Genomic DNA, 24955 nt, shown 5'->3' with positions numbered 1-24955 from the left:
GAGATCCGTCATGCGCGCAGTCGTTTTCATCGGCCCGAGCATCGACCTGGAGTCGGCTTCGGCCGAACTCGACGTCGAGTTCCTGCCTCCGGTCAAACGGGGCGACCTCGCCGAACTGCTGGCCCGCCCGGTTCCGCCGGAGGCCATCGGCATCGTGGACGGCCGTTTCCTGCAGAGCCTGTGCATCTCGCCGAAGGAGGTGCTCGAAGCGATGGACCGCGGCGTCACGCTGTTCGGTTCGTCGAGTATGGGCGCCTTGCGCGCGGCGGAATGCTCGCCGTTCGGCATGATCGGCGTCGGCAAGATCTACGAGGAGTACTTCTCCGGGCGGATCGACGCCGACGACGAGGTCGCCGTCACCTACGACGAAGAGAACCTTTCGGCGCTGTCCGAACCGATGGTCAACATGCGGTTCGCCATCGCCGCCGGGATCGAGGAAGGCGCGTTCGCCCCGAAGACGGGGGAGCGGTTCCTCGAAATCGCCAAGGAACTCTACTTCCCGCAGCGCGTCAACCGGACCGTGCTGATGTTGCTGCGCCGGGAGATCCCGGAGGACGAGCACGCCAGGATCTCCGCCTTCTTCGCCGGCGGGGCCCCCGACACGAAACGCGAGGACGCCGTGGCGCTCCTCGCGCGGATGAGGGAGTTCCTCGTCCCGGCCGCCAAACCGCAGATCAAGTCCGTCGAAGCCCGAGGTGCGCTGTGAACATCGATCCGTCGCTGGCCCCGCTGGCGGGATTCAGCCCCGAACAGCTGGAACGTTTCCTGGAAGCCGTGCGGAACTCGGCCGAGGGCGTCCAAGGCACGCTGGAGTCCCTGACCATGACGATCATGACCTCGATCGAATGACCGCCGCGCCGCTGACGGAAGAGGACGTCACTCCGGCGAAGGCGAGCATCTTCTCCAAGGAGTACCGGGCGAGCACGATCGGCTTCGCCTGCGTCATGTTCCTCGAAGGTTTCGCCGCGCTGGCCCTGGTCACCACCCTCCCGGTGGCCGTCGGCCAGCTCGACGGCCTCACCGTGTACGCCTTGGCGCTGGGCGGGTTCGTCACGATGAGCCTGTTCGGCAGCGTGCTCGCGGGCGAGATCGCCGACAAACGGGGACCACGGTTGCTGCTGATGCTCGGGCTGGGCCTGTTCCTGGCCGGCCTGCTGCTGGCGGGGACCGCGACGACGGTGTGGCAACTGATCGCCGGACGCTGTGTGCAGGGTTTCGCGAGCAGCGTCGTGGTGGTCGGCCTCAACGTCACCATCGCGCAGTCGTATCCGTCGAAGCTGCGGCCGAAGGCGCTCTCGCTGATGAGCACCTGCTGGATCGTGCCGTCGATGATCGGCCCGGCGATCGCCGGAACCGTCACGGAACTGCTGTCGTGGCGGTGGGTGTTCTTCGGGCTCGCGATCCTGGTGTCGGTCGCGTCGCTGATCCCGCTCGGGTTCCTGCGGCGGCTCAGCCCGGTCGCGGACGAGGAGCGCTCGACGCCGCCCGGGCTCGTGCGGGCCGCCGCCATCGTCGCGGTGGCGGCGGGGATCCTGCACTTCGGCGCTTCGGGCCTGGACTTCCTGCACCTCGCCTTCGCCGCGGTCGGGGTGATCGCGCTGATGATCAGTGTGCCCCGGCTGCTGCCGGAAGGGACGCTGCGCGCGGCCCGGGGCATTCCCGCGGCCATCCTGTTGCGGGGTCTGGCTTCGGGCATCTACTTCGCGCTCGAGTCCTACATCCCGCTGATGCTCATCAACCAGCGGCAGATCTCGGTCACCGCGGCCGGTATCTCCTTCACCGGCGCCACCCTGTTGTGGGCGGGCGCGGCGTGGCTCCAGGGCCATCCGTGGTCCGAGGTGCCGCGGCACAAACTGGTGCTGCTCGGTTCGGTCGTGATCGCCGGCTCCAGCGTGATCGCGGTGTTCGGCGTACTCGGCATCGCGCCGCCGATGACCGCGAGCGCCGCGCTGATCGTCGCCGGTTTCGGTATGGGGCTGGTCTTGCCGAGCCTCACGGTGCTCGCCTTCGACCATTGCCCGCCCGAGGACCAGGGCCGCTATTCGGCGGCCATGCAGGTCTCCCAAGGGCTCGGCAGCGTCGTGATGATCGGCGCGGCGGGCGCGCTCTTCAACGTCGGAACCGCAGTCGGTTATCCCGGCGCTCTCGTCTACGGGGTGGTTTTCGCCTTCGTAACACTCGTCGCGCTCCCGGCGTGCCTTTTGGCGCTGAGGACCCGCATATAGGAGGTACTCGTGCAGAAGGATCTCGCGGTCATCGGTCTGGGGTATGTAGGGCTGCCGTTGGCCAGGGAAGCCGTCCGGGCCGGGCTCACCGTGGCCGGGCTGGACCAGGACGAGCGCGTCGTCGCCGCGCTCAACTCCGGACTGTCGCATGTGGACGACATCCCGGACGCCGATGTGGCGACGATGACCGAAGCGGGGTTCACCGCCACCACCGACGAAGGCGTGCTGGCCTCGGCCGACGTCATCGTGATCTGCGTGCCGACCCCACTCGCCTCCGATGGCGGTCCGGATCTCGGCGCCGTCAAGGCCGCGGCCGAGGCGGTCAGCCGTCAGCTGAAGCCGGGAACGCTGGTGGTGCTGGAATCGACCACCTATCCCGGGACCACCGAAGAGGTCGTCTCGCCGATCCTGGAGTGGTCGGGGCTCCGCGCGGGTGAAGACTTCTGCCTGGCGTTCTCACCTGAGCGTGTCGACCCCGGCAACGCGGTCTACGGCATCCGCAACACGCCGAAGGTCGTCGGCGGGATGACGCCGGCGTGCGCGGAGGCGGTGGCGAGGTTCTACGGCCGGTTCGTCGACGACGTCGTGCCCGCGAAGGGAACACGCGAGGCCGAGATGGCGAAGCTGCTGGAGAACACCTATCGGCACGTGAACATCGCGCTGGTCAACGAGATGGCGGTGTTCTGCCACGAACTCGGCATCGATCTGTGGGACGTCATCTCCTGCGCGGCCACGAAACCGTTCGGCTTCCAGTCGTTCAAGCCCGGTCCCGGCGTCGGCGGGCACTGCATCCCGATCGACCCGAACTACCTGTCCTACAAGGTGCGCACGCTCGGCTACCCGTTCCGGTTCGTCGAACTGGCACAGGAGATCAACACGCGTATGCCGCGTTACGTCGTCGAGCGGGCGCAGGACATGCTGAACGGATCCGGGATGGCGTTGCGCGGTTCGCGGGTGCTCCTGCTCGGCGTGACCTACAAACCCGACATCGCCGACCAGCGCGAGTCGCCCGCCCAGCCGGTCGCGGCCCGGTTGCGTTCGCTGGGGGCCGACGTCGTCTACCACGACCCGCACGTCGCGGGCTGGCGTGTGCACGGCGATCCGATCCCGAGAGTGACGGATCTGGCGGCGGAACTCGCGTCGGCCGACCTGACGATCTTGCTGCAGAAGCATTCCGCCTACGACGTCGACGAACTCGCCGCCCGCGCCCGGCTGCTGCTGGACACGCGGGGAGCCGTTCCGCACGAGGCGCACGTCGTGGCTCTGTAAGGGTTCGCCGCGTCCGGCTCAGAGCACGAGCCGGACGCGGTGGTCCTTGAGCCAGTCGTTGAGCTGCAACGTGGTCTCCAGCGCCGGCCGGGTGAGCCGCCCTTCGGGGAACTCGTCGTTCAGCAACGGCGAAAGCGGCTCGTCCTTCGCCAGGATCAGCTTCCGCAGCCTGTCGCGCAGGATACGGTCGTAGGAATCGTCCTCAATGGACGGATAGGGCGTCTTGGCGCGGCTCAGTACCTCGGCGGGGAGCAGATCCTTGCCCGCCGCGCGCAGCAGGCTCTTCTCCCGGCCGTCGAAGTTCTTCATCGACCACGGAACGTTGAAGGTGTACTCGACCAGGCGGTGATCGGTGAACGGCACCCGCACCTCCAGGCCGGACGCCATGCTCATCCGGTCCTTCCGGTCGAAGAGCACCTGCGCGTGCCGCGTCAGGCCGAGATAGGTCACCTCACGCATCCGGGTTTCCAGCGGATCCTCACCGGCCACAGCGGACAGATGTGAGACGGCGGAATCGTGGCTGTCGCGCTCGTGGTCCCGCAGGGCGAGCTTCGTCATCAGGTCCGGTGCGAAGAGCAGGTCGAGCCCCTCGTGGCGGCTCCGTCCTGAATGGACCCAGGGGAACGTGCCCGACCATACGGCGTCGAGATTCCGGTACCAGCGGTAACCGCCGAAGACCTCGTCGCCGCATTCACCGGACAGTGCCACCGTCGAACGTTCCCGGACCAGCCTGAACAGCTCGTGCAGCGACGCGTGTTCGTCGCCCTTGGCGATGGGCAGGTCGTATGCGGCCAGCACGGCGGATTTCACCGAAGGCGCGAGGAGATCGACGGTGGTGTGCAGGATCTCTTCGTACCGGGCGCCGACGTGGTCCGCGACCAGCCTCGCGTGCACGTGATCGAGATTGTCGCCCGGCTGGTCGGTCACCTTCACCGAATAGGACCGGACGTCGGTCGTGCGTGCCGCGAGCGCGGTCAGTGTGCTGGAATCGAGCCCGCCGGAAAGCAGCGTGCACAGCGGCACGTCCGCCACCAGCTGGCGGGCGACGGTGTCTTCGAGCAGCTCCCGGACCGTGCCGATCGTGGTGGCGAGGTCGTCGGGGTGCTCACGGACCTGGAGCGACCAGTACTCACGGAGCCGGAGACCGTCGCGACCGGCCCGCAGGGTGTGCCCCGGTGGCAGCTCACGCATCCCGCGGAATACGGCGTGCCCCGGGTTCTTCGCCACCGAAAGCAGATCGCGCAGACCGTCGGCGTCGAGGACGCGTTCGGCGAGCGGGTTGGCGAGGATCGCCTTGGGCTCCGAACCGAACAGGACACCGTCCGGGGTGGGGTAGTAGTAGAGCGGTTTGACGCCCATGCGGTCACGGACCAGCAGGAGCTCGTCGTCGTCCCAGATGGCGAAGGCGTACATGCCGTTGAGCCGGTCGACGAACGCTTCACCCCATTCGAGGTACGCGCGCAGGACGACCTCGGTGTCGCTGCGCGTTTCGAAGCGGTGGCCGAGGCCGGCCAGTTCCTCGCGCAGTTCCCGGAAGTTGTAGACCTCGCCGCTGTAGGTGAGGACGGCCGCGCCGTCCGCCATCGGCTGGCGGCCGCCGTCGAGGTCGATGATCGAAAGCCGACGGTGCCCGAGCGCCGCGTGCGGTGACAGCCAGATCCCGCCGGCGTCGGGCCCCCTGTTCCGCATGGTGTCGGTCATGGCCTGGACCGTGTCACGCTCGCGTGTCAGATCCCGTCCGAAATCCACCCAACCGGCGATGCCGCACATCCGCCCAGCGTCGCACCGGCGCGGCGGTCGCGAGAACTCCCGTATTGCCGGACCGATCAGGAATCGAGAAGCGACCGATATCGATCTCACCTAGCGTGACCACCATGGACATCAACATTCACGCGAGCTTCCTCCCCCAGGACGACCCCGAGGCGGCCCTCGCCTTCTACCGCGACACCCTGGGCTTCGAACTGCGCAACGACGTCGGCTACGACGGCATGCGGTGGCTCACCATCGGCCCGCCCGGGCAGCCCGACGTGTCGATCGTGCTGCACCCGCCCGCCGCCGACCCCGGTGTCACCGAGGACGAGCGTCGCGTCATCAGCGAAATGATGGCGAAAGGCACGTACGCGAGCATTCAGCTCGCGTCCGACGACCTCGACGGCCTCTTCAAGCACCTCACGGAGGCGAAGGCCGACGTCGTCCAGGAGCCGACCGACCAGCCGTGGGGCGTGCGCGACGGCGCCGTCCGCGACCCCGCCGGCAACATGGTCCGTATCCAGCAGCGCGCCTGAGCGCTACCGGGTGCGGGCGCGGACGTGGATCCGCTCGCCCTCTCCGCCGAAGAGGCTGAGCACCTCGACCCGTTCGCGTCCGGCGGCGCCGAACCAATGCGGCGTCCGGCAGTCGAACTCGGCGGCCTCGCCGGGACCCAAGACGACGTCCTGGTCGCCGAGCACGAGCCGTAGCCTGCCCCGGAGCACGTAGAGCCACTCGTGCCCGGTGTGCGTCCGCGGCCGGGGTTCGTCGTCGCCAGGCGGGATCGTCATCTTGTAGGCGCGGGGCCCACCTTGATGCCGGGTGAGCGGGATGAGCGCCCGGCCGTCCCGGGGTGCGTCGAGCACCCTCGGCGAGGGGACGATCTCGTCGACGCGCAGGCCCAGCGCGGCGATGACCGGCAGCAGCAGTTCGAGGCTCGGCTTGCGCTGCCCGGATTCGAGGCGGGACAGGGTGCTGGTGGAGATGCCGGTGGCGCGGCCGAGCTCCACCAGCGTCGTCCCCTTCTTCTCCCGGGCGCGGCGCAGCCGGGGCGCGATCAGCTCGATCGCCGCGGCGACGGCGGGTTGACTCTCCATAAGGTCAGCACAGCATCTCGTCCCGATTCCGGCAAAGAACTTTGCCGAAACAGCCAACCGCTGCGGATGCTGGCGCCATGATCGAAACCAAGCGCCTCCCCGCCGGCGTCTATCTCCTCGCCTTCAGCCTCTTCGCGATGGGAACCGCCGAGTTCCTGCTCGCCGGGGTCCTCCCCGCCGTCGCCGCCGACCTCGACGTCTCCCTCTCTGCCGCGGGCGCGCTCATCACCGCGTTCGCGCTAGGAGTTGTCCTGGGCGGCCCCCCGTTCGCCGTCCTCAGCCTGAAATGGCCACGCCGAACCGCCCTGATGGTCACCCAGCTGCTGTTCGCCGCCGCGATCGCGGCCGGCCTGATCGCCGACGACCACCTGGTCCTCCTGCTCACCAGATTCGTCGCAGGCCTCGCCTACGCGGGCTTCTTCGCCGTCGCCTCGGTGACCGCGATCAGCCTCGTGACCCCCGACCGCAATGCCCGCGCTTCGGGCGTCGTCGTCTCCGGACTCAGCGTCGCCATGGTGGCCGGGGGACCGGCGGGCACCCTGCTCAGCCACCTCACGGACTGGACCGGCGGCTTCTGGGGCGTCGTCGCGCTGACCCTCTTGGGCACCGTCGCCTGCGCCTTCGGCCTGCCCGCCACCTCGTCTGGTGCCGTGAGCGTTTCCGGGGAACTGCGCGCGATGCGTTCTCCGCGCCTCTGGGGCGTCTACGCGGTCACGATCCTGAGCACGGCCGCGTACATGGTTTCGTTCAACTACCTGGCGGCCGTCCTCGCCGACGTCACGCGTGTTCCCGTCGTGTGGATCCCCGCTGTCCTGGCACTTTTCGGGATCGGCGCCTTCGTCGGCCTGTCCGTCGGCGGCCGGATCTCCGACCAGCGGCCGCATCATGCGCTGCTCGGCGGTGCGCTCGGCATCGCCGTACTTTCCGGACTGTTGGCTCTTTTTGCTGCTTCCGTCTGGGTTGTCGTGCCTTTGGTGTTCCTGCTGGGAATCGCGGCCTTCGTGCTGAACCCGGCTCTCTATGGGCGGGTTTTCGCGATCGCCGGTTCGGCCCCGACTCTGGCCGGCGCCACGACGGTCTCGGCCTTCCAGCTGGGGATCAGCCTTACGCCGGTCTTTGCCGCCGTGGCCCTGAATCTGGACGCTCCGGTGACCGCGGTGTCGTGGATCGGTGCCGCACTGGCGTTGTTGACGATTCCGTTGATCATCGCCGATCGAAACTTCGAAAAGGCTAAATCATATCCGCGATGATGTACCGAATCCGTGGGTCTTTCGGTCTCCTGTTCGATTTTGCCCGATACGGCGAACGGGCTAACGCGCAGCGCACATTCGTGTCGTTGTGGCTGCTTGTCGGTTGCCCTTTGCGTACATGTTCTGCGAGTGTCGTCGAGCCGAGTGGACGGGGAGAGTGTATGCGGGTCGTGGCGGTCATGAACTACAAGGGCGGGGTGGGGAAGACGACCATCACGGCGAATCTCGGCGCGATCGCCGCAAACCTCGGCCTGCGTGTGTTGCTCATCGACCTGGATCCGCAGACGAATTTGACCTTCTCCTTCTTCTCGATCGACGAATGGCATGATCGAATCAAGGACAAACGGACGATCAAGCAGTGGTACGACGCCGAGATGCCGGGGCGGGATATCTCGTTGTCCGACCTGGTTCTCACGCCGGAGCGGGTCAACGACGCGCTCGAGACCGCAGATGGACGGCTCGATTTGATCTCTTCTCATCTCGGTCTCATCGACATCGATCTCGAACTCGCCGCCCGGCTCGGCGGGACCACCACCTTGGACGGATCGAAACGAAAGTTCCTCGATCTGCACAGCTGTCTGCGCCGAGGACTGGAGGACAGCGACTTCGGCCAGTACGACCTGGCACTCATCGACTGCGCCCCGAACTTCGGCCTCGTGACCAAGACAGCGATCGTGGCCAGCCAAAAGATTCTCGTGCCTGCCAAGGCGGACTATCTGTCCACCCTGGGGCTGGAGTACCTTGTCGGCAATTGCGACAGCCTGGTGCGGCAGTTCAACGAATATGTCGATCACAAGGGAGGCGTCGCGGGGTATCGCCGGATCGATCCCGGCATGCTCGGCGTGGTGTTCACCATGGTGCAGATCTACTCGCAGCAGGTGACGGCCGCCCAGCACGCCTACATAGAAGAGACGAATCTGAACTCGCGGGTGCCTGTGCTGACGAGCAAGATCCGTAACAGCCCTCGCCATTTCGGGGACGCGGGGGAGAGCGGCGTTCCGGCAATGCTGCGTGCCACCGGGAGGGACGAGGTCGTCAGGGAATTCGAGCAGCTGGTCGATGAGGTGCTGGGTGCGCTGGCGCTGTCGCCCGGCGGCGACCGATGAGTGACCTCAGGGATTTCGTTGTCTTGCAGGCCCGGGTCTTCGAGTTTCTGGAGAAGCAGGACGAGGCCACGCTGCAAGCGATTGCCACTGGCGCCGCGCGGCTTTCCTTGCTGCGCGGTGATGGCTCACCTGAGTCCGACCACCTGGCAGCGGCGCAGCCAGTGGCGGCTGTTCTCCCGGTGGCACCCTCCGGCGATCCGCTGCAGGCGGCCCAGGACCTCAGGAAGCTGACCTCGGAAGACGAGCGTCGAAGCTACTTGACCGCGGTAAAACGGAATATGAATGAGTTAAGGAGGATAGCCAAGAATTGCGAATTGCCAAAATACAGTCATCTTCGCCGAGATGAGATCATAAGTCTTATTGTCAGTCGTAAAATTGTTGAGCAGGATGGACGTAGCTCAGGAACCACTCGGCGAGGGGCTGCACCGTCCACGGCTTCACCGAAATCGAACGTCGACGCGGCGGCCGTCGCTGCGCACCTGAGGGAAACCGGCACTGAGGAAGAAGGGGCCGCCTATCTCGAAGCCCGCCAGCTGGACCGGGATGACCTGCTCGCTGTCGCCGCGGAATTGAAGCTTACTCGCGTGGAGCGATTGAGTCAGAAGGAGCTCACGAGAAGAGTCCTCAAACAGGCGATCGGCGCCCGGCGCAAGTTCGAAGGCCTCCGGAAATGGTGACAGTCCATGGACAGTGAGACCGGAGGGCGCGAAAGTGAGACCGGTGGTCGCACGATGTACCTTATCGGCGGTCGGCGGGTCACAGTTCTCGACTTGCTGCAAGCCGGCTTGCTGCAGGCCGGAGCGAAGCTCCGGTTCCACCGCAGTCGAATCGGTGTTGCCTATGACGCGACGGTGACCGAGAAAGGGCGCATCCGACTCGAGCCCGAGGGCGAAGAATTCCGTTCGCCCTCCCGGGCTGCCATGGTGGCGGCCGGGATGCGGGCAGTCGATGGCTGGCGAGCTTGGCTAGTGGTCGACCAGGAGCGGTTCCTGGACGCGGTTCGCCAAGATCTGCTCGACCGCACGATCTCGAAAGTCGCGGCCGCGACCCATCAGCGGAATGAGGACATCAAACGGCAACGCGTCTACGAGCGCCTGAAGCAGGCGCGTCGACGCGCTGAAGCACACGACCCTGAACGTATTTCAGTTCGCGAACTCTTGAAGCTGTGGGAGGCAGCGGATCGTGGAGATCAGGTGAGCCAGATCGAAGCGGACTTGGCCAATCATGGGCTGTTGACCTCGCCCAGCTTCCGAGCGGTAACGCTCGACACGGTTGTCTCGCTGACCACTCCATCCGACGAGGCGGAGCGGAGCGCGACGACGGGCGACACCGAAATCGGCGACATCCGGGTCGTCGAGAACGACGAGGGAGACGATGACTTGAATGTCCGTCTCACAGTGGGAAACCTGTCTCCTCTGGCAGGAGTGGAATCCGTCGGCCCCAACAGCCCGTTGGAGGAAGCGACCACGAAAATGCTCCTCAATGACTATTCTCAGCTCGCCGTACTAAGCGGCCCCCGTGGCCTGCGTGGCGCGGTGACTTGGCGCTCGGTCGCGCAGGCGATGCAACAGAAGTCCGTCGCGAGTGTTGCCGACGCGATCGACCCTCAGGCCGAAGTCGTTCCCTATGATCGCGACCTCTTCCAAGTGCTTCCCATCCTGCAGCAACGTGAGTTCGTGTTCGTGCAGGATGAAACCAAGGCGGTCAAGGGCATCGTCACGACGGCGGACGTGGCGCACCGCTATGGCGAGATGGCGACACCGTTCTTCCAGCTGGGCGAGCTGGATCAAACCCTCCGCTGGGTCGTGAGCCGTACCGCCGACATGGAGACCGTTCAGACGATCTGCTCGAGGCCGATAGAGAGCTTCGATCAGCTTACGATGGGCCACTGCAAGCGTGTTCTGGAGAACAAGGAGGTCTGGGAGAGGCTGGGCTGGCCGGTCGACCGTTCCGCCTTTATCTCCCGGCTCGAGGAGATTCGGCTCATCCGCAACCAGGTCATGCACTTCCATCCCGACCCCGTCCCGGAGGACACGGTCGACAAGCTACGGATGTTCACCAGCCTGTTGCATCGCTACCGAGGGCTGGCTTAGAGGGCAAAGCAAAAGGTCCGCATCCTCTGCGGATACGGACCTTTGATGTTGTGGAGCTGAGGGGAATCGAACCCCTGACCTTCTCGATGCGAACGAGACGCGCTACCAACTGCGCTACAGCCCCTGGTGAAGCTTGAGACCTCGGTGAAGCCTGGCCCCTTGTTTGAAGCTCCATGAGCCTATCAGTGGCTCATGGAGCCCCAAAATCCGGGGGTCACTCTCCGGAGGCCCGGCGGAATGGCCTGGTCCCGGGCTCGTCGAGCTCGTGGAAGGCCGGGTCCTCGTCGTCGAGGTCGACGACGACGGCCTGCCGGCGGATGCGTGACATCGGGGACGGCTTGCGCTCCACGACCTCCGGGCGTTCGGCGGCGACGACCTCGACGTCCTCACGGGAATCGTGGGATTCGTCCGAGTCGTCGACCGCCGGGCGGCGCGGGGCGCGGGTGTTGTTGAAGCGGGCGAGGCGGCGCTGCCGGATCTCGTTTTCGATGCGGACCTGGCGGCGCAGGTAGGCGAGGTAGCCGATGAGGACGGCATCGGCGGCACCGTGGGCCCACCAGACCATCGGGGTCAGGAAGCCGGCGATGAGCGCGGTCGCGACCGCGAACACCAGGAGCGCGATGACGACCCGTTGCCGGAACGAGTACTTGGCGCGCGCGGCGATGTCGGCGGCTTCGGGGTCGAAGCCTCCTCTGCCCGGTCGGTAGCCGGCGCCTTGGCGCTCGCTTTCCGCGCGGGTCGCTCGCGAGGGTTGCGGGAGCGGTTCGGCTTCCGTTTCCTCGTCTTCGAGGTCGGCGTCGAGTTCTGCCTCGAGCTCGGCCAGGTCGTCTTCTACCGATGGTTCCGTGTTCTCCGCCATGGCGAACTCCTCCGGTCCCTCGTGGCGTGTGCTCCCGCTCCGCACTACTCGCGCCGCTAGGGCCGAGTCCGCCGTCCGCGCGACCTGTTGGCGCTTGCGGGCGACCATGGGCACGAGAACGACGAGCCATGCCGCTGCGAGCGCGACGATGATCACCGAACTGGGCATCTCCCGTCACCTCCCCCGATCCACTGCTGTAGTCACGCTAGCCACAACAGTCACACACGCCGCGCAGACTCGCCGGTTTCGATCACGGAAAATGCATCACCAAATTAGGTGAATCTCACAGCTTGTGGTAACGCGGTCACCGGAACCGTCCGGTAACCGGGGTCAGACCCGCTCCGCGAGGCCCCTCGCGACGAGCCGGGAGACCAGTCCGTCACCGGTCTCTTCCTTGGTCACGGCGTAACAGAAGTGGTCCCGCCAGCCGCCCGCGACGTCGAGGTAGCGCTCGAAAAGGCCCTCTTGCCGGAACCCGGCTTTGGTGAGAACCCGCAGGCTGGCGGTGTTTTCGGGGCGGACGGTGGCTTCGAGCCGGTGCAGTCCGGCGAAATCGAAGACGTGATCGGTGACGAGGGCGACGGCGCCGGTCGCGACGCCGCCGCGGACGATGTCCGATGACACCCAGTAGCCGATCCAGGCCGACCGGAGCGACGCCCGGATGACATTACCCACAGTGATCTGTCCGGCGAAGCGTCCATCGACCGTGATGGTGAACGCGAGGCATTGCCCGCGCCGGGCGAGGCCGCGCAGGGCGAGCCACTGCGAGGGCCAAGACCAGAACGCGTTGCGGTCGGGCCACGGCCCGACGCCGGTCGGTTCCCACATCTCGAGGTGCTCGCGATCGCGCAGCCGGACGCGACTCCACTCGCCGGCGTCCCGCAGCCGGACCGGCCGGACGGCGAGGATCCCGGCGGGCACCCGGATCGGCCCGAGTTTCGCGGGCCAGCCCGGATGCCTGCTCTCGATGGGATACGCGACGCCGGAAATCGGTGCGCCCATTACGCGCGCTGGGCCAGGAAGGTCACCTTGACCTGCTCGCCCGCGGCGACCTCGGTGAGGTCCTCGTCGATGTTGATCAGGCAGTTCGCTTCCGCCAGCGACGCGAGCAGATGCGCGCCGGAGGTGCCGAGCGGCTGCACCAGGTACTCGCCGTTGCCCTCGTCGCGCAGCAGTTGCCCGCGCAGGAAGCCCTTGCGGCCCTTGGTCGAGGTGATGGGGGAGAGCAGCCGCGCGCCGACGATGCGGCGGTGCGGGTTCCGGGTGCCGCGCGCGGCGCGGATCAGCGGGCGGACCAGGACCTCGAACACGACGAGCGCGCTCATCGGGTTGCCGGGGATCAGGAAGGTCGGCACGGAATCGGGGCCGAGCCTGCCGAAACCCTGCACCGAACCGGGGTGCATGCCGACCCGGGTCATGTCGATGTGGCCGAGATCGGACAGCGCCGCGTGCACCTCGTCGCCCGCGCTGCCGCCGGCACCGCCCGCGACGACGACGATCTCCGACATCAGCAGGCGGCCTTCGACGATCTCGCGCAGCCGTTTCGGGTCGCCGGGCACGATGCCGACTCGGCTCACCTCGGCGCCCGCGTCGCGAGCGGCCGCGGACAGCGCGTAGGAGTTGACGTCGTAGACCTGCCCGACCGACGGGGTGCGGTCGATGTCGACCAGTTCGTCGCCGACGGAAACGATGGAAACCCGCGGTCGCGGGTAGACGAGGACCTTCGCCCGGCCGACCGCGGCCAGCAGGCCGACCTGGGCCGAGCCGATGGTGTCGCCCTTGCGCACGGCGACGTCCCCGATCTGCACGTCCTCACCGGTCCGGCGGACGTATCCGGCGGACGGTACGGATTTGTGCACGGTGACCTTGGCCTGGTGGCCGTCGGTGTAGGCGGTCGGGACGACTGCGTCGGCCAGAGTCGGCAGTGGCGCACCGGTGTCGACCCGCACGGCCTGTCCCGGCTGCAGCCGTCGCGGCTGGCGGGAACCGGCGGCGATCTCACCGACCACGGGTAGCTGCACCGGATCTTGGCCGGCGGTGCGGACGTCGACGCTTCGCACCGCGTAACCGTCGACGGCGGCCTGGTCGAAACCGGGCAGGGCGTGTTCGGCGACGACCTCTTCGGCGCACAGGAGGCCTTGGGCCTCGGAGATGGCGACCCGGACCGGCCGCGGGCGAACCGCGGCGTCCAGGGTCAGCGCGATCTGCTCCTCGACGGAACGGAACTGTCCCGCGTCTTCGGTCTCTGCCGCCTCGGCGATGGGCTCCGTCATGACTGGGGGATCTCGATCCGTTCGTTCGACCAGGCACGCGATGAAGGCCCGTCGGTGAACTGAAGTTCACCACCGTTACCAGGAGTGATGCGGTCCGAAGCCGCGGAAATCGCCCGATCGGGCAAGCTCCTCGTGGTCCGTGCCGCCGGGGTGGTCGCTGCGCCTGTCATAGGCGTGAAGCCTAACCTGACCACGTGGGCAAGCCCGGCAATGAGCACCTGAGCAAAGCGGAGTGGCGTTCTCGGATAACCGCCGAACGGCGTTCACAGGTGTCGGAGGAGCGGGCTCGGGAGGCGGTATCGCTGGCCGCCGCGGCCGCCTCGCTGCCGGGCGAGATCATCTGCGCGTACGTCCCGTTCGGCACCGAACCGGGCTCGACGCTGCTCCTTGATCAACTGATCGACCAGGGCAAACGTGTGCTCCTGCCGATCGTCCCCGACGCGCCGGGACCGCTGGACTGGGCGGCGTACGAAGGCCCGCCGACCCTCGGGCCGGGCCGCCTGCGCGGACTGCTCGAACCGATGGGCCGCCGGCTCGGTCCCGACACGCTGGGGACGGCCGATCTGGTCCTCGTCCCCGCGCTCGCCGTCGACGACGAAGGCGTCCGGCTCGGCCGGGGCGCCGGGTACTACGACCGGTCGCTCGGGTTCGCCTCGCCGGGCACCGCGCTGATCGCCGTCGTCCGCGACGCCGAACTCGTCCGCTCGCTGCCCGCGGAACCGCACGACGTCCGGATGACCGGCGTGCTGACCCCGGACCAGGGGACGGCGCCGCGGCCGGTAATACACTGACGCCCCGACGCAGTGGTTCAGAAAGGGCACAATGAGCTCTGACGCGCACCTGTCCGATCGATTCGCCGAAACGCTGTCGAAAATGCGTTCCGCGGGGGCACACGCCATGGAGCTGGCGGCCCTGCGAAGGCGACTCGAGCAGCTCTCCGAACCCGGCGCGGGTGAATTGCCGGGGAACGAACTCGAACCGCTGGGTGACATCAGCCGCTTGGTGGATCTGCCCGAGCCGGACGCCGAAGAGGCGCGTCGGGTCCTGGATCGCACGGCCGTTCTCAAGCTCAACGGCGGACTCGGCACCAGCATGGGGCTCACCGGGCCGAAATCGCTGCTGGAAATCAAACCGGGCAAGACGTTCCTCGACGTCATCGCGATGCAGGTGCTCTCCACCCGTGAGAAGTACAACGCCCGGTTGCCGCTGATCCTGATGAATTCGGCGGGCACCCGCGAGCCGTCTCTGGAGCTGCTGAAGAAGTATCCCGACCTCGCCGACGAGGTCATCCCGGCCGACTTCCTGCAGGGCCGCGAACCGAAGATCACCGCGGACGGCCGCCCCGCCGAGTGGCCCGCGAATCCGGAACTCGAATGGTGCCCGCCGGGGCACGGCGACATCTACATCGCGCTCGCGGTGAGCGGCATGCTCGAAACCCTGCTGGCGGAAGGCATCCGCTGGTGTTTCGTGTCCAACGCCGACAACCTCGGCGCGCTGCCGGACGCGCGGATCGCCGCCTGGCTCGCGAAGGAGGGCGTCCCGTTCGCGATGGAGACCGTGCTCGGCACCGCGGCCGACCGCAAGGGCGGTCACCTGGCGCGGCGTGCGGGCCGGATCGTCCTGCGCGAGTCCGCCCAGGTGCCCGACGGCGACGATTCCTTCGGTGACGTCGCCAAGTGGCGCTTCTTCAACACCAACAACATCTGGTTCGACCTCGAACGCCTGAAGGAACTGCAGGACGCCGACCCGGCCGCGCCGGCGCTGCCGCTGATCGTGAACCGGAAGACCGTCGACCCGGCGGATTCGTCCAGCACGCCGGTGATCCAGCTCGAAACGGCGATGGGCGCGGCGATCGGTTCGGTCGAGGGCGCGCGGGCCATCGAGATCCCGCGGACCCGGTTCGCGCCGGTGAAGACCACCGACGACCTGCTCGTCGTCCGCTCCGACGCCTACGTGCTCGACCCCGGCGGGGAGATGATCCCCGAGTTCACCACCACCCCGCCGGTCGTGTCGCTGAGCAAGGAGTTCTACAAGCTCCTCCCGGACTTCGACGCGCGTATCCCCGTCGCCCCTTCGCTCAAGGAGTGCACGAGCCTCGAAGTCGACGGCGACGTCACTTTCGGGAAGAACGTCGTCGTCCGGGGCGATGTGAAGATCGCCGGTCCGAAGACCGTTCCGGACGGCGAAGTCCTCTAGGGCGTGTTTCATAAGTCTGTTCGATGGGCTTCGTGATCCAGGTGGTTCCTGGCGGTGCGGGCGGATCGCCCTCGTACCGGGTCGTACTCGGGCGCATCCGCCCGTGCCGTCAGGGGCCGCCTGGGCGCGAAGACCGCGAACCCGACTTGTGAAACACGCCCTAGTCCCGCTGGGCGATGAACACGTACTCGCGTCCTGGACGGTCAGGGGCGTCCCGGACGTCCAGGACGCGAAATCCGTGTTCCGCCAGCAAGGACTCCAGTTCGTCGCGTTCGCGGAACCACAGCTTCGAGTCCGAGGTGACGACCTCGCCGTCGGAGAACCGGTAGCTGTACCGGAACGAGACGAACGGAAGGTCCACCTCGGTGACCTCTCGCCACTGTTCGACCTCGCCGACGCCGGGTACGTCGATGGTGTCGTGCGCGGTGTCGGCGGCCCAGTCCTCCCACGCGCGACGATCGGGGCGCCGGATCTCGAAGACCAGGTACCCGCCGGGCGCCAGCGCGGTGTGGATGCCTTCGAGCGTCCGGTTCCATTCGTCGTCGGTCAGGAAGACCTGGGCCACGTTGGCGGTCATCACGGCGATGTCGGCGCCGATCTCGCCCACCGTCTTCGCGTCACCGTGGATCCAGGTGACCTTCCCTTCCGGATCCTTGGCCTTCGCGACCTCCAGCGACGCCGTGGCGGGGTCGACCCCCACGACTTCGAGACCACGTTCGGCCAGCAGGACCCCCAGACAGCCGGTGCCACAACCGACGTCGAGGACCTTCTTCGCCCCGACTTCGCCGATGATGGCGACGTAGTGGTCCAGATCGTCACGAGGGCCATCGAACGCGTCGTAGATGGGTGCGAGCCGGGCATGGGCGAAGAGCGCGTCAGGCATTCGGCGACGATAGTTCCGGGACCCGTTCGGTAGCCACGGATTTATGCCCGGTTCGCCAGACCCGTTCGCCCAGCAGGGCCAGGAAGGCCGGCAGCAGCACGCCTCGGACGAGCGTCGCGTCGATCAGCACGGCGACCGCCATCCCGACACCCATCATCTTGTACTCGATCGCGCTCAACGTGACGAAGACGCTGAACACACCGACCATGATCACCGCCGCGCTGCTCACCACCCCCGCGCTGGTGCCGGTGCCGTGGACGATCGCGGCGACGGCGCCCTCGGCCCGGCGTTCGCGGATCCGGCTGAGGATGAAGATGTGATAGTCCATGCTCAGCCCGAGAAGCAGGACGAACATGAACATCGGCAGCCAGCCGACGATCCCGCCGTACGGGGTGAAACCCAGCAGGGACGCGAAATGGCCGTCCTGGAAGATCCAGGTGAGCACTCCATAGGCCGCGCCGATCGACAGCAGGTTGAGCGCGATCGACACGAGTGACACCGCGACGGCCCGGAAAGCCAGCAGTAGCAACACGAACGCCGCCAGCAGGACGAAGCCGAACACCAGTGGCATCCGTTCGATGACCCGGTCGGCGAAGTCGCGCGCGTTCGCCGTGCGGCCGGACACCGCGTACTCGACGCCGTCCACCTCGCCGATCGTCGCGGGCAGGACCTCGGTGCGCAGTTTCGCCAGGGCGGCGTCGGAGGCCGGATCGCGGCCCGAGCCGGACAGCGGGACCCGGACGACCACGGCGTCGTCGACGTTCGCGACCGCGAGGGGTTTGTTCAGCACCCCGCCGGTTTCACCGATCCTTCGGTCCAGGTCGGTGATCGCCGACCGCAGTGCGGGACTGTCGACCGGGCCGCCGTTTTCGGCCGTCAGCACCACGGTCGCGGGGTAGGCGATCCCGGGGAACGCCTCCTGGGTGCGGACCGCGGCGTCGATCGTCGGCATCGACCGCGGCAGGCTTTCCGCCGGCGTCGGATCCTGCAGCCGCAGACCGAGCGCGGGCAACGTGAGCAGGATCAGCAACGCCGTCGCGAGCCCGCCCCACAGTGCCGGCCGTCGGGTGACCACGCGGGCGGTCGCGGTCCAGAACCGCGAGTTCTCCGCGGCCGTGCGTCGTTCGCCCAGCCGGGGGATCCGACCGCGGTCGACCTTGTCGCCCAGAAGCGAGAGCAGCGCGGGCAGGACGGTGATGGCGCCGAGTACGGCGAGTCCCACCACGAACGCGGTGCTGATCGCCAGGCCGCGGAAGTTGTCGAGGCCGGTGATCACCAGCCCGCTCACGCACAGCACGACCGTCACGCCGGAGACGACCACGACATGCCCGGACGTCCTCGCCGAGACGCGGATCGCGTCGTCGACGCCGTGCCCTCGCGCGCGTTCTTCCCGTTGGCGCCGCAGGAAGAACAGCGAGTAGTCGACGCCGACCGCCATGCCGATGAGCAGGGTGATCACCGTCGTCGCGCTGTTGATCGGGGTCAGGTCGTCGACGACGGACAGGAAACCGAAGGTCGCCGCGACACTCGTCCCCGCCAGCAGCAACGGGACCGACGCGGCGACCAGCGAGCCGAAGACGATCAGCAGGATCACCAGGGTCATCGGCAGGGAGAGGAACTCCGACCGCTTGACGTCCTCGCGGATGCCCTTGTCGACGACGGTCGAGAGGCTGAGATCGCCGGACAGACCCAACCGGACCGACGGATGCCGCGCCGCCACCTGCTCGACCTGCGCCGTCGCGGCCTCGAAGTTCGGCCGGAGTTCCTTCTCCCCGCCGGCGATCGTGAAGCCGACGAGACCGGAGCGGCCATCGGCCGAGATCCGCTCGGCACCCCCGGCGGCCAGCGGGGACCGGATGTCGGCGACGGCGCCGGACCGGGTGAGTGTGGTGACCAGGTCGTCGGTCGCCCGCCGGAGTTCGCCGCTCGCGGCGAAAGGCGGCGAGCCGGGCTCCTTCGCCTGGACGAGAACGTTCTCGCGCAACGGATCGAAGGTGCTTTGGGCGTTCAACGCGGTCTGCGCGCGGCCGGACTCGCCGGGATCGGTGCTGCGCCGGCTTTCGCCGTCCAGCAGGGTTCCCGACAACAGGGCGAGGACCACCAGGGCGACCCAGCCGAGGAGGGTGAGCGCGCGATGCCGGACGGACCAGGCGGCGATCCGCTCGGTCACCGGAGCGCGCGAGTTGTTTTCGGGCAGCATGAACTACAGTCCTTTGCGTGAAGGAGTGAGATGCCTCGGGCGAGGTTTTTTGCTTCTTCTTTCCTGGGCCGTCGAGTTGCCGCTCGGCGGCCCAGGGTCTTTCACCGGCCGGTCAGTCGACCTCCTTGAGGATCCGCTCGACCGAGCCCACGCTCTTCCGGAGATCGGCGAGGCGGCCGTCGAGTTCGGTGAGTTTGCGTTCGGTCTCTTCCTGCGCCTGGACGGCTTTTTCGGCGAGCCTCCGGTATTCCTGCTCGCGAGCGAGCGCGCCCCTGGCCCGGATGGTCGCGCCGAACTGCCAGACGACCACCGTGATCACCACGGTCAGGAACACGAAGATGCCGATCACCCCGGCGACCTCCTGCCATTGATGCCACTTCACGGTCGTTCCCCCTGTTCGACGTCCGATAAGCCCGGAGTACTCAGTGTCGGCGCCGCGGCGGCGATGGCGTCCGGGCTCAGTTCGACCAGGAACGGTTCCACCTCGTAGAACTTCATCGCCTTCCCGTCCTCCGACAGCTCGAGGGTGGCCGACACGAGCCCGGCCGCCTCCAGTTTGCGCAGGTGGAGCTGCAGTAGCGCCCGGCTGATGCCGAGCTCTCGCGCCAGCTGACTCACGTAGGCGCGCTCCGCGCGGAGCGCCGCGACGATCCGCAGCCGGTGCGGGTTCGCCAGCGTCCCCAGCAGCCGCAGCAACTCGTCGCCGGAGGGCCCGGTGGCGTTCATAGCGGCGACCTGCACATGCCAAAGAAATCTAGCAGGTGCTCGCTCGGACTACCAGGTGCTCCAGCCAGACGTTCGGCTCCACGTAGACACCGACGTCCAGGGACGCCGAGGCGAGCACCGGCGCGATCCCGCCCGGCACGACCGTCAAGCCGTCCTGGAGTTCGACGCCGGTCCACGTCCGCCACTGCGCGAAGGTGCCCGTGACCGTCATCGCGAACGGCGCCACCTTGACGAACCGGGCGCCGAGTCGTTCATGCGTGCGCAGCCAGGGACCCTCGGGCAGCCCATCCGGACGACGACGGGCGATGTAGTCCTCAAAGGACAGTCCGGGTTCGGTTTCCTTCCCGGCCGGACGGACCGGCACGACGAGGGTGTGCTTCGCCGTCTCCGAGGCGCGTTTCTTCAGTGCTTCCAAGGCTTTGGTGGCCAGACCGCCGCCACGGCGGCCTGGCGCGACCATCACTTCGAGGGCGATCAGCGTATTCGTCTCACGGTCGTCCATCAGGTCTTCGGCCGCCCAGATCAGGGCGGCGTCCCAGCCGTGGTCCGGCAGTTCCGGACGCTCGGCGGTCGGGAAAGCGACCGGGACGGCGGCGGCTCTGGCCACCGGTACGCCGTCTTCCAGCAGGACGAGGAAGTACTCCGGCCAGCGGGCGGCCAGATGGGACGACTTCGCCAGCAGGCCCGTCTGGTCGTGCTGGAGGAACTCGCCGCCGACGCCACCGAGGCCGAGCGCGGGCACGCGCAGATCGGGCCGCGTGGACAGGTCTTCGATCACGATCATGCCCTCAGTAGAACCGAGGGCACGCGGTCTCACGAGGGGATTTCACGGTTGGAACCGGTTCACGTCGAAGGGGTCCGGCTAGCGGACCGGGAGCGCGCGGCGCCTTCCGGTGAGGCCGGTGGTGTTGAGGTTGGCACGCTCCCCGGCGGAATGCCCGTCGAGGTAGCCGCTGCCGGACAGTCGCCTCGGCGGTGCCGAGCGCAGGTCACCGTACTGCTCGTCGTACGCCTGCTTGACCATCGCCGTCCGGTCCTGGACCACCAGCGCGGCCGAACGCTGACCCGCGGCGGCGGTATGCGTGCGGGCCGCGGTGTCCTCACTGTTGCGGAGCCGTTCGTAGACCGCGCCGGAGAACCCGTGCAGCCAGGTGCGCCGGTACGCGGCCAGCGATTCGCCCGCGAACACGCGGTTCTCCGGGCGGACCCTGGTCAGCTGGGTGGTCGCCTGCAGCAGCAGGCTCGTGTATAGCAGTTCGACGCGCTCCAGATCGGAGCGGAAGCCGAAGACGGTCACCGCGGTGACCGACTGGCCGAGCCGGTGCAGCAGCGCCCGGCACCGCAGCGGATGCGCGATGTTCGTGAGCAGCCCCGCCTTGTCCCGGCTGTACGGGTTGTCGAGTGGGATCGTGACCTGGGTGATCTCGTCGGTGGTCGCGCCGGAGGCGGCCAGCAGCGCCTGGTCGATGCCGTACCGGGCGATCAGTTCGGCGGCCTTGGTGTTGTACGACTCGGCTTCGGCCTCGGTGACCGCCGGGTCCTCCGCCTTGGCGAGGAGTTTCCGGACGCGCGCGAGCAGCGTGTCGTGGTCGGGCATGGCCCCCCTTCCTGATTGGGTTGGTGCGGGTCAATCTAGGAGAGGGGTCCGACAATATTCGATCAGATGTTCGGACCCCGGCAAGGGGGTGGCATGTCGGCCGAAGTTTCGGTGGTCGGTTCCGGCCCGAACGGCCTCGCGGCGGCGGTGCTCCTGGCCAGGGCGGGTCTGTCGGTCGAGGTCCACGAGGCGGCGGACGAGATCGGCGGCGGAACGCGCACCACCCCGCTGTTCGACGACGACGTCCGCCACGACATCTGCGCCACCGGGCATCCGATGGCCGCGGCGTCCCCGTTCTTCCGCTGGTTCGGCCTCGCCGGGCACGGTGTCGAACTCCTGCGCCCGGAGATCGCGTACGCGCATCCGCTCGACGGTGGCCGCGCCGGACTCGCGTACGAGGACCTTGACCGGACCTGTGACGCCCTCGGCGCGGACGGGCCCCGCTGGCGCCGCCTGATGGGCCCGCTCGCCGAGCGCAGCCGCGAAGTGGCCGATCTCCTGCTGGGCGACCTTCGCCATCCACCGCGAGACCCACGGGCGGCCGCGCTCCTGCCCCCGCGGATGCTGACGCTCGCCTCCGGGTTGGAGCGTCGTCTGTTCATCGGCCCCGAGGCGCCCGCGCTGCTCTCCGGCGTCGCCGCGCATGTGATGGGACGTCAGCCTTCGCTCGCCGCCGCCGGCGCGACCCTGCTGCTCGGCCATCTCGCGCATTCGTCGGGCTGGCCGATCGCCCGCGGCGGCAGCCGGACCATCACCGACGCGCTCGCGGCCGACGTCCGCGCGCACGGCGGGCGGATCCACACCGGCAGCCGGGTCACGGACCTGCGGCAACTGGCGAAGTCGCCGGCGGTGATCCTCGACATCGCCCCGCGCGGCTTCCTCGAAATCGCCCGCGACCTGATGCCGCCGAGGTACCGCAAGGCGCTGGAGTCCTACCGGTACGGTCCCGGCGTCGCGAAGGTCGATTTCCTGGTGTCCGAACCGGTTCCGTGGGCGATGCCGGAGGTCGGCAAGGCGGGCACCGTCCACCTCGGCGGCACCCGCGACGCGGTGTTCGCGGCGGAAAACGCGATCGCGCGGGGGGAAGATCCGGACGACCGCTACGTGCTCGTCTCCGATCCGATGACGCTCGACCCCTCGCGTGGGCTGCCGGGGAAGCGGCCCGTGTGGGCGTATTGCCATGTGCCCAACGGCGATCCGCGCGACGTCACCGAGATCGTCCGTCGTCGGATCGAACGGTTCGCGCCGGGTTTCTCCGACACGATCCTGGCGAGCCGGTGTCTCACCGCGCCGGAACTGGAGACCTACAACGCGAACTACCCCGGCGGTGACGTCGCCGCGGGAGCGGTGAACCTGCGGCAGGTACTGGGACGGCCCGTGCCGCGCTGGAATCCGCATCGGACCCCGCTCGGCGGCGTCTTCCTCTGCTCGGCGGCGACGGCGCCGGGACCCGGCGTGCACGGGATGGGCGGCTGGCATGCCGCGAAATCCGTGCTGGGCAAGGACTTCGAACGACTGATTCAGGAGCCGCGAGGCCGCACGAGGCCCGTTTCGTAGGCCACCACCACGGCCTGCGCGCGGCTGGAGATCCCGAGTTTCGTCATCACGCGGTTCAGATGCGTCTTCACCGTGGCCTCACTGACCAGCAGGCTCCGCGCGATGTCGGCGTTCGTCGTGCCGGTGCCGACGAACCGCAGTACCTCGAGTTCGCGTTCGGTCAGCCCGGCCAGCGCGGGCGGCGCCGCCGGTTGTCCGGGCGGACCCTGGGTGAAGGCCTCGACCAGCCGCCGGGTGATGGTCGGACCGAACAGCATGTCGCCCCGCGCGACGGCGTGGATGCCGGCGATCAGCGTCTCCGGTGGGCTGTCCTTGAGCAGGAAACCCGCCGCGCCCGCGCGCAACGCGGTGTAGACGTACTCGTCGAGGTCGAACACCGTCAGCATGAGCACACTCGGTTTTTCGGGTCCGGCCTGCGCGAGGATCCGTTCCGTCGCCTTGACGCCGTCGAGTCCGGGCAGCCGGATGTCCATCAGGATCACGTCCGGACGCAGTTCGAGAGCCTTCTCGACGGCTTCGAGCCCGTCTCGCGCTTCGCCCACGACGCGCACGTCGGGAACGGCTTCGAGCAGAGCGGCGAAGCCCGCCCGGACGAGATCCTGGTCGTCGACCACCAGCACACTGGTCACCGGGCTCGCTCCTGCGGCAGATAGGGAAGGGTCAGTTCGATCGAGTAACCGCCGGATCCGGCCGGTCCCATTTCGATATGGCCACCGTACATTCTCGCGCGTTCACGCATTCCGATGAGCCCTTGCCCCGCCGGATCGGGCGGTGTCGTCCTTTCGGACGCGGAATTGCGCACACCCAGTACGAGTGCTTCCTCGCCGTATTCGAGGGTGAGTTCCGCCTTTGCCGCACTGGCGTGTTTGAGCACGTTGGTAAGCGCTTCCTGCGCGATGCGGTAGGTGCACAGCTGCTGGCCGGGAGGAAGCCGCCGCGGTTCGCCGATGGTCCGCGTCTCCACCGATAATCCGGCTTCGCGCACGCGCGCGACCAGCGCGGGAAGGTCGGCGAGGCCGGGTTGCGGACGGTATTCGTGGGTTTCGCGCTGCGGTGGGCGCAGGACCCCGAGCAGGCGCCGCAGTTCGTCGAGCGCCTCCGTCGTCGTCCCGGTGATGGTGTCCAGCGCGGCGCGCGCGGTGTCGGGGGAGGACTCGAAGACGTAGCGCGCGAGGTTGGCCTGCACCGAGATCACCGAGATGTGGTGGGACACCACGTCGTGCAGTTCATGGGCGATGCGGATGCGTTCCTCGACGACCGCCTGCTCCGCTTCGAGCCGGATTTCCCGTTCCGCGCGGACCGCGCGTTCCACCATCCTGTCCGCGCGGAGGTAGCCGAGGCGTCCGACGATGACCGTGCCGGCGCACTGGGCGAGCAGGCGCGTCGTCTCGACCACGAAGGACGGTGCGTGCCCGAGCACGAGGCCCAATTCGAAAAGGACGACCCAGGCGATGGTCGGCGCCGCGGCCTTCGCGGGCGGGTAGCGCGCCCACACCGTGTATGCCGCGATGAAGGCCGCGGGCTCGCCCAGCGCGGCACGGTAACCCAGAGCGGTGTAAACGGTCATGATCGAAACCGAGGCGAGCAGGACCGCGATCGGATGACGGCGGCGTACGACCAGCGGGACCGCGATGAGTACGGCGAGGGCGACGGCCCCGGGTGGCACCGGATCGCCGAACGAGCCGCCGCGAGGTGCCGCGCCCAGTGCGAGGAGGATCGCCGCGGCCGCCGCGATCAGGCAGTCGATCAGCAGAGGCCGCTCGCGAAGGAGTTGAAACGGCTGGGCGAGGGACGGCACGACCGAAAGCTACCGCCGGAGCGTTAAGGGGCTCAATTCATGCAACTTCCGCGGTATTCGTCCGGAGTATGTACCGC

Annotated in this window: 25 protein-coding genes and 1 tRNA gene; 12 read left to right on the top strand and 14 right to left on the bottom strand. The window is 68.0% G+C overall.

The genetic code is table 11. The features are described 5' to 3' along the window. Positions 1 to 10: 10 nt before the first annotated feature. From H5J31_RS00895 to H5J31_RS00880, 4 genes are read left to right on the top strand one after another with little or no spacing between them, the layout of a single operon-like run. The gene (locus H5J31_RS00895) at positions 11 to 706 is read left to right on the top strand and encodes a TfuA-like protein (protein WP_181770456.1); all 696 of its coding nucleotides are present in this window, start codon (positions 11 to 13) and stop codon (positions 704 to 706) included. Beyond that, the gene (locus H5J31_RS00890) at positions 703 to 849 is read left to right on the top strand and encodes a hypothetical protein (protein WP_181770455.1); all 147 of its coding nucleotides are present in this window, start codon (positions 703 to 705) and stop codon (positions 847 to 849) included. Before H5J31_RS00895 ends, H5J31_RS00890 begins: the two co-directional genes overlap by 4 nt. After that, the gene (locus tag H5J31_RS00885) at positions 846 to 2225 is read left to right on the top strand and encodes an MFS transporter (protein ID WP_181770454.1); all 1380 of its coding nucleotides are present in this window, start codon (positions 846 to 848) and stop codon (positions 2223 to 2225) included. The genes H5J31_RS00890 and H5J31_RS00885 overlap by 4 nt, the downstream gene beginning before the upstream one ends. Positions 2226 to 2234: 9 nt before the next feature. After that, positions 2235 to 3494 carry a nucleotide sugar dehydrogenase gene (locus tag H5J31_RS00880; RefSeq protein WP_181770453.1) on the top strand — a complete coding sequence of 420 codons (1260 nt, stop codon included), beginning with the start codon at positions 2235 to 2237 and terminating at the stop codon, positions 3492 to 3494. 18 nt (positions 3495 to 3512) lie between these two features. Here the strand turns inward: H5J31_RS00880 and asnB are convergent, their stop codons facing one another. Then, complete coding sequence (gene asnB, locus H5J31_RS00875; RefSeq protein ID WP_181770452.1) at positions 3513 to 5264, bottom strand: asparagine synthase (glutamine-hydrolyzing); 1752 nt, start codon at positions 5262 to 5264, stop codon at positions 3513 to 3515. 104 nt (positions 5265 to 5368) lie between these two features. Between asnB and H5J31_RS00870 the strand changes: the two genes are divergently transcribed. Then, a complete protein-coding gene (locus H5J31_RS00870; RefSeq protein ID WP_181770451.1) occupies positions 5369 to 5779 on the top strand; it encodes a VOC family protein in 411 nt (136 codons plus the stop codon). 3 nt (positions 5780 to 5782) lie between these two features. Here the strand turns inward: H5J31_RS00870 and H5J31_RS00865 are convergent, their stop codons facing one another. Continuing rightward, positions 5783 to 6340, bottom strand: a complete 558-nt coding sequence (locus H5J31_RS00865) for a helix-turn-helix domain-containing protein (protein ID WP_181770450.1) — start codon at positions 6338 to 6340, stop codon at positions 5783 to 5785. Positions 6341 to 6417: 77 nt separating this feature from the next. Between H5J31_RS00865 and H5J31_RS00860 the strand changes: the two genes are divergently transcribed. From H5J31_RS00860 to H5J31_RS00845, 4 genes are all read left to right on the top strand, one after another. Next, a complete protein-coding gene (locus H5J31_RS00860) occupies positions 6418 to 7590 on the top strand; it encodes an MFS transporter (protein ID WP_181770449.1) in 1173 nt (390 codons plus the stop codon). A 161-nt stretch (positions 7591 to 7751) separates the two neighbouring features. After that, the gene (locus H5J31_RS00855) at positions 7752 to 8696 is read left to right on the top strand and encodes a ParA family protein (RefSeq protein ID WP_181770448.1); all 945 of its coding nucleotides are present in this window, start codon (positions 7752 to 7754) and stop codon (positions 8694 to 8696) included. Then, entirely contained in the window at positions 8693 to 9373 is a 681-nt protein-coding gene (locus tag H5J31_RS00850; RefSeq protein WP_181770447.1) for a hypothetical protein, read from the top strand. The genes H5J31_RS00855 and H5J31_RS00850 overlap by 4 nt, the downstream gene beginning before the upstream one ends. Positions 9374 to 9379: 6 nt before the next feature. After that, complete coding sequence (locus H5J31_RS00845; RefSeq protein WP_181770446.1) at positions 9380 to 10789, top strand: restriction system modified-DNA reader domain-containing protein; 1410 nt, start codon at positions 9380 to 9382, stop codon at positions 10787 to 10789. A 51-nt stretch (positions 10790 to 10840) separates the two neighbouring features. On the opposite strand, the gene H5J31_RS00840 is transcribed toward H5J31_RS00845, so the two are convergent. The 4 genes from H5J31_RS00840 to glp all read right to left on the bottom strand — a co-directional run bounded on the left by H5J31_RS00840 (position 10841) and on the right by glp (position 13921). Next, a tRNA-Ala gene (locus tag H5J31_RS00840) sits at positions 10841 to 10913 on the bottom strand. 90 nt (positions 10914 to 11003) lie between these two features. After that, on the bottom strand, positions 11004 to 11816 hold the full coding sequence (sepX, locus tag H5J31_RS00835) for a divisome protein SepX/GlpR (RefSeq protein ID WP_181770445.1): 813 nt from the start codon (positions 11814 to 11816) through the stop codon (positions 11004 to 11006). Between the two features lie 162 nt (positions 11817 to 11978). Further along, complete coding sequence (locus H5J31_RS00830; protein WP_181770444.1) at positions 11979 to 12650, bottom strand: GNAT family N-acetyltransferase; 672 nt, start codon at positions 12648 to 12650, stop codon at positions 11979 to 11981. Further along, on the bottom strand, positions 12650 to 13921 hold the full coding sequence (glp, locus tag H5J31_RS00825) for a molybdotransferase-like divisome protein Glp (RefSeq protein ID WP_181770443.1): 1272 nt from the start codon (positions 13919 to 13921) through the stop codon (positions 12650 to 12652). The genes H5J31_RS00830 and glp overlap by 1 nt, the downstream gene beginning before the upstream one ends. Positions 13922 to 14139: 218 nt before the next feature. On the opposite strand from glp, the gene H5J31_RS00820 reads away from it, so the two are divergent. Together H5J31_RS00820 and H5J31_RS00815 are read left to right on the top strand one after the other, a co-directional pair. After that, a complete protein-coding gene (locus H5J31_RS00820) occupies positions 14140 to 14712 on the top strand; it encodes a 5-formyltetrahydrofolate cyclo-ligase (RefSeq protein ID WP_207897256.1) in 573 nt (190 codons plus the stop codon). A gap of 82 nt (positions 14713 to 14794) precedes the next feature. Next, positions 14795 to 16117: a UTP--glucose-1-phosphate uridylyltransferase gene (locus H5J31_RS00815; protein WP_236004425.1), complete on the top strand. Its 1323-nt coding sequence runs from the start codon at positions 14795 to 14797 to the stop codon at positions 16115 to 16117. 160 nt (positions 16118 to 16277) lie between these two features. Here H5J31_RS00815 and H5J31_RS00810 read toward each other — a convergent pair whose 3' ends face one another. The 6 genes from H5J31_RS00810 to H5J31_RS00785 all read right to left on the bottom strand — a co-directional run bounded on the left by H5J31_RS00810 (position 16278) and on the right by H5J31_RS00785 (position 21523). Next, positions 16278 to 17000 (bottom strand): class I SAM-dependent DNA methyltransferase, encoded by a 723-nt coding sequence (locus H5J31_RS00810; RefSeq protein ID WP_181770440.1) that lies wholly within the window; start codon positions 16998 to 17000, stop codon positions 16278 to 16280. Beyond that, the gene (locus H5J31_RS00805; protein ID WP_181770439.1) at positions 16993 to 19200 is read right to left on the bottom strand and encodes an MMPL family transporter; all 2208 of its coding nucleotides are present in this window, start codon (positions 19198 to 19200) and stop codon (positions 16993 to 16995) included. The genes H5J31_RS00810 and H5J31_RS00805 overlap by 8 nt, the downstream gene beginning before the upstream one ends. A 112-nt stretch (positions 19201 to 19312) precedes the next feature. After that, positions 19313 to 19582, bottom strand: a complete 270-nt coding sequence (locus tag H5J31_RS00800) for a hypothetical protein (protein ID WP_181770438.1) — start codon at positions 19580 to 19582, stop codon at positions 19313 to 19315. Further along, complete coding sequence (locus tag H5J31_RS00795) at positions 19579 to 19926, bottom strand: ArsR/SmtB family transcription factor (protein WP_181770437.1); 348 nt, start codon at positions 19924 to 19926, stop codon at positions 19579 to 19581. Before H5J31_RS00795 ends, H5J31_RS00800 begins: the two co-directional genes overlap by 4 nt. A 28-nt stretch (positions 19927 to 19954) precedes the next feature. Beyond that, a complete protein-coding gene (locus H5J31_RS00790; protein WP_181770436.1) occupies positions 19955 to 20710 on the bottom strand; it encodes a GNAT family N-acetyltransferase in 756 nt (251 codons plus the stop codon). A gap of 78 nt (positions 20711 to 20788) precedes the next feature. Next, positions 20789 to 21523 carry a DUF2786 domain-containing protein gene (locus tag H5J31_RS00785; RefSeq protein WP_181770435.1) on the bottom strand — a complete coding sequence of 245 codons (735 nt, stop codon included), beginning with the start codon at positions 21521 to 21523 and terminating at the stop codon, positions 20789 to 20791. A 93-nt stretch (positions 21524 to 21616) separates the two neighbouring features. Between H5J31_RS00785 and H5J31_RS00780 the strand changes: the two genes are divergently transcribed. Then, positions 21617 to 23080 carry a phytoene desaturase family protein gene (locus tag H5J31_RS00780; protein ID WP_181770434.1) on the top strand — a complete coding sequence of 488 codons (1464 nt, stop codon included), beginning with the start codon at positions 21617 to 21619 and terminating at the stop codon, positions 23078 to 23080. On the opposite strand, the gene H5J31_RS00775 is transcribed toward H5J31_RS00780, so the two are convergent. Beyond that, a complete protein-coding gene (locus tag H5J31_RS00775) occupies positions 23044 to 23709 on the bottom strand; it encodes a response regulator (RefSeq protein WP_181770433.1) in 666 nt (221 codons plus the stop codon). The genes H5J31_RS00780 and H5J31_RS00775 overlap by 37 nt on opposite strands. Continuing rightward, on the bottom strand, positions 23706 to 24878 hold the full coding sequence (locus tag H5J31_RS00770; RefSeq protein WP_181770432.1) for a sensor histidine kinase: 1173 nt from the start codon (positions 24876 to 24878) through the stop codon (positions 23706 to 23708). The genes H5J31_RS00775 and H5J31_RS00770 overlap by 4 nt, the downstream gene beginning before the upstream one ends. Between the last annotated feature and the right edge of the window lie 77 nt (positions 24879 to 24955).

The sequence above is a fragment of the Amycolatopsis pittospori genome, from assembly GCF_013870525.1.
GTDB lineage: Bacteria > Actinomycetota > Actinomycetes > Mycobacteriales > Pseudonocardiaceae > Amycolatopsis > Amycolatopsis pittospori.
The sequence above is the reverse complement of the archived record's forward strand: the minus strand, read 5'-3'. Positions and strand labels throughout refer to the sequence as shown.

Bases quoted from the DNA above. Each gene is read 5' to 3' on its own strand.
- H5J31_RS00895 (WP_181770456.1), top strand. From the start codon at position 11: ATGCGCGCAGTCGTTTTCATCGGCCCGAGCATCGACCTGGAGTCGGCT.
- H5J31_RS00885 (WP_181770454.1), top strand. From the start codon at position 846: ATGACCGCCGCGCCGCTGACGGAAGAGGACGTCACTCCGGCGAAGGCG.
- asnB (WP_181770452.1), bottom strand. From the start codon at position 5,264: ATGTGCGGCATCGCCGGTTGGGTGGATTTCGGACGGGATCTGACACGC.
- H5J31_RS00870 (WP_181770451.1), top strand. From the start codon at position 5,369: ATGGACATCAACATTCACGCGAGCTTCCTCCCCCAGGACGACCCCGAG.
- H5J31_RS00865 (WP_181770450.1), bottom strand. From the start codon at position 6,340: ATGGAGAGTCAACCCGCCGTCGCCGCGGCGATCGAGCTGATCGCGCCC.
- H5J31_RS00860 (WP_181770449.1), top strand. From the start codon at position 6,418: ATGATCGAAACCAAGCGCCTCCCCGCCGGCGTCTATCTCCTCGCCTTC.
- H5J31_RS00855 (WP_181770448.1), top strand. From the start codon at position 7,752: ATGCGGGTCGTGGCGGTCATGAACTACAAGGGCGGGGTGGGGAAGACG.
- H5J31_RS00850 (WP_181770447.1), top strand. From the start codon at position 8,693: ATGAGTGACCTCAGGGATTTCGTTGTCTTGCAGGCCCGGGTCTTCGAG.
- H5J31_RS00845 (WP_181770446.1), top strand. From the start codon at position 9,380: ATGGACAGTGAGACCGGAGGGCGCGAAAGTGAGACCGGTGGTCGCACG.
- sepX (WP_181770445.1), bottom strand. From the start codon at position 11,816: ATGCCCAGTTCGGTGATCATCGTCGCGCTCGCAGCGGCATGGCTCGTC.
- H5J31_RS00830 (WP_181770444.1), bottom strand. From the start codon at position 12,650: ATGGGCGCACCGATTTCCGGCGTCGCGTATCCCATCGAGAGCAGGCAT.
- glp (WP_181770443.1), bottom strand. From the start codon at position 13,921: ATGACGGAGCCCATCGCCGAGGCGGCAGAGACCGAAGACGCGGGACAG.
- H5J31_RS00815 (WP_236004425.1), top strand. From the start codon at position 14,795: ATGCGTTCCGCGGGGGCACACGCCATGGAGCTGGCGGCCCTGCGAAGG.
- H5J31_RS00810 (WP_181770440.1), bottom strand. From the start codon at position 17,000: ATGCCTGACGCGCTCTTCGCCCATGCCCGGCTCGCACCCATCTACGAC.
- H5J31_RS00805 (WP_181770439.1), bottom strand. From the start codon at position 19,200: ATGCTGCCCGAAAACAACTCGCGCGCTCCGGTGACCGAGCGGATCGCC.
- H5J31_RS00795 (WP_181770437.1), bottom strand. From the start codon at position 19,926: ATGAACGCCACCGGGCCCTCCGGCGACGAGTTGCTGCGGCTGCTGGGG.
- H5J31_RS00790 (WP_181770436.1), bottom strand. From the start codon at position 20,710: ATGATCGTGATCGAAGACCTGTCCACGCGGCCCGATCTGCGCGTGCCC.
- H5J31_RS00785 (WP_181770435.1), bottom strand. From the start codon at position 21,523: ATGCCCGACCACGACACGCTGCTCGCGCGCGTCCGGAAACTCCTCGCC.
- H5J31_RS00780 (WP_181770434.1), top strand. From the start codon at position 21,617: ATGTCGGCCGAAGTTTCGGTGGTCGGTTCCGGCCCGAACGGCCTCGCG.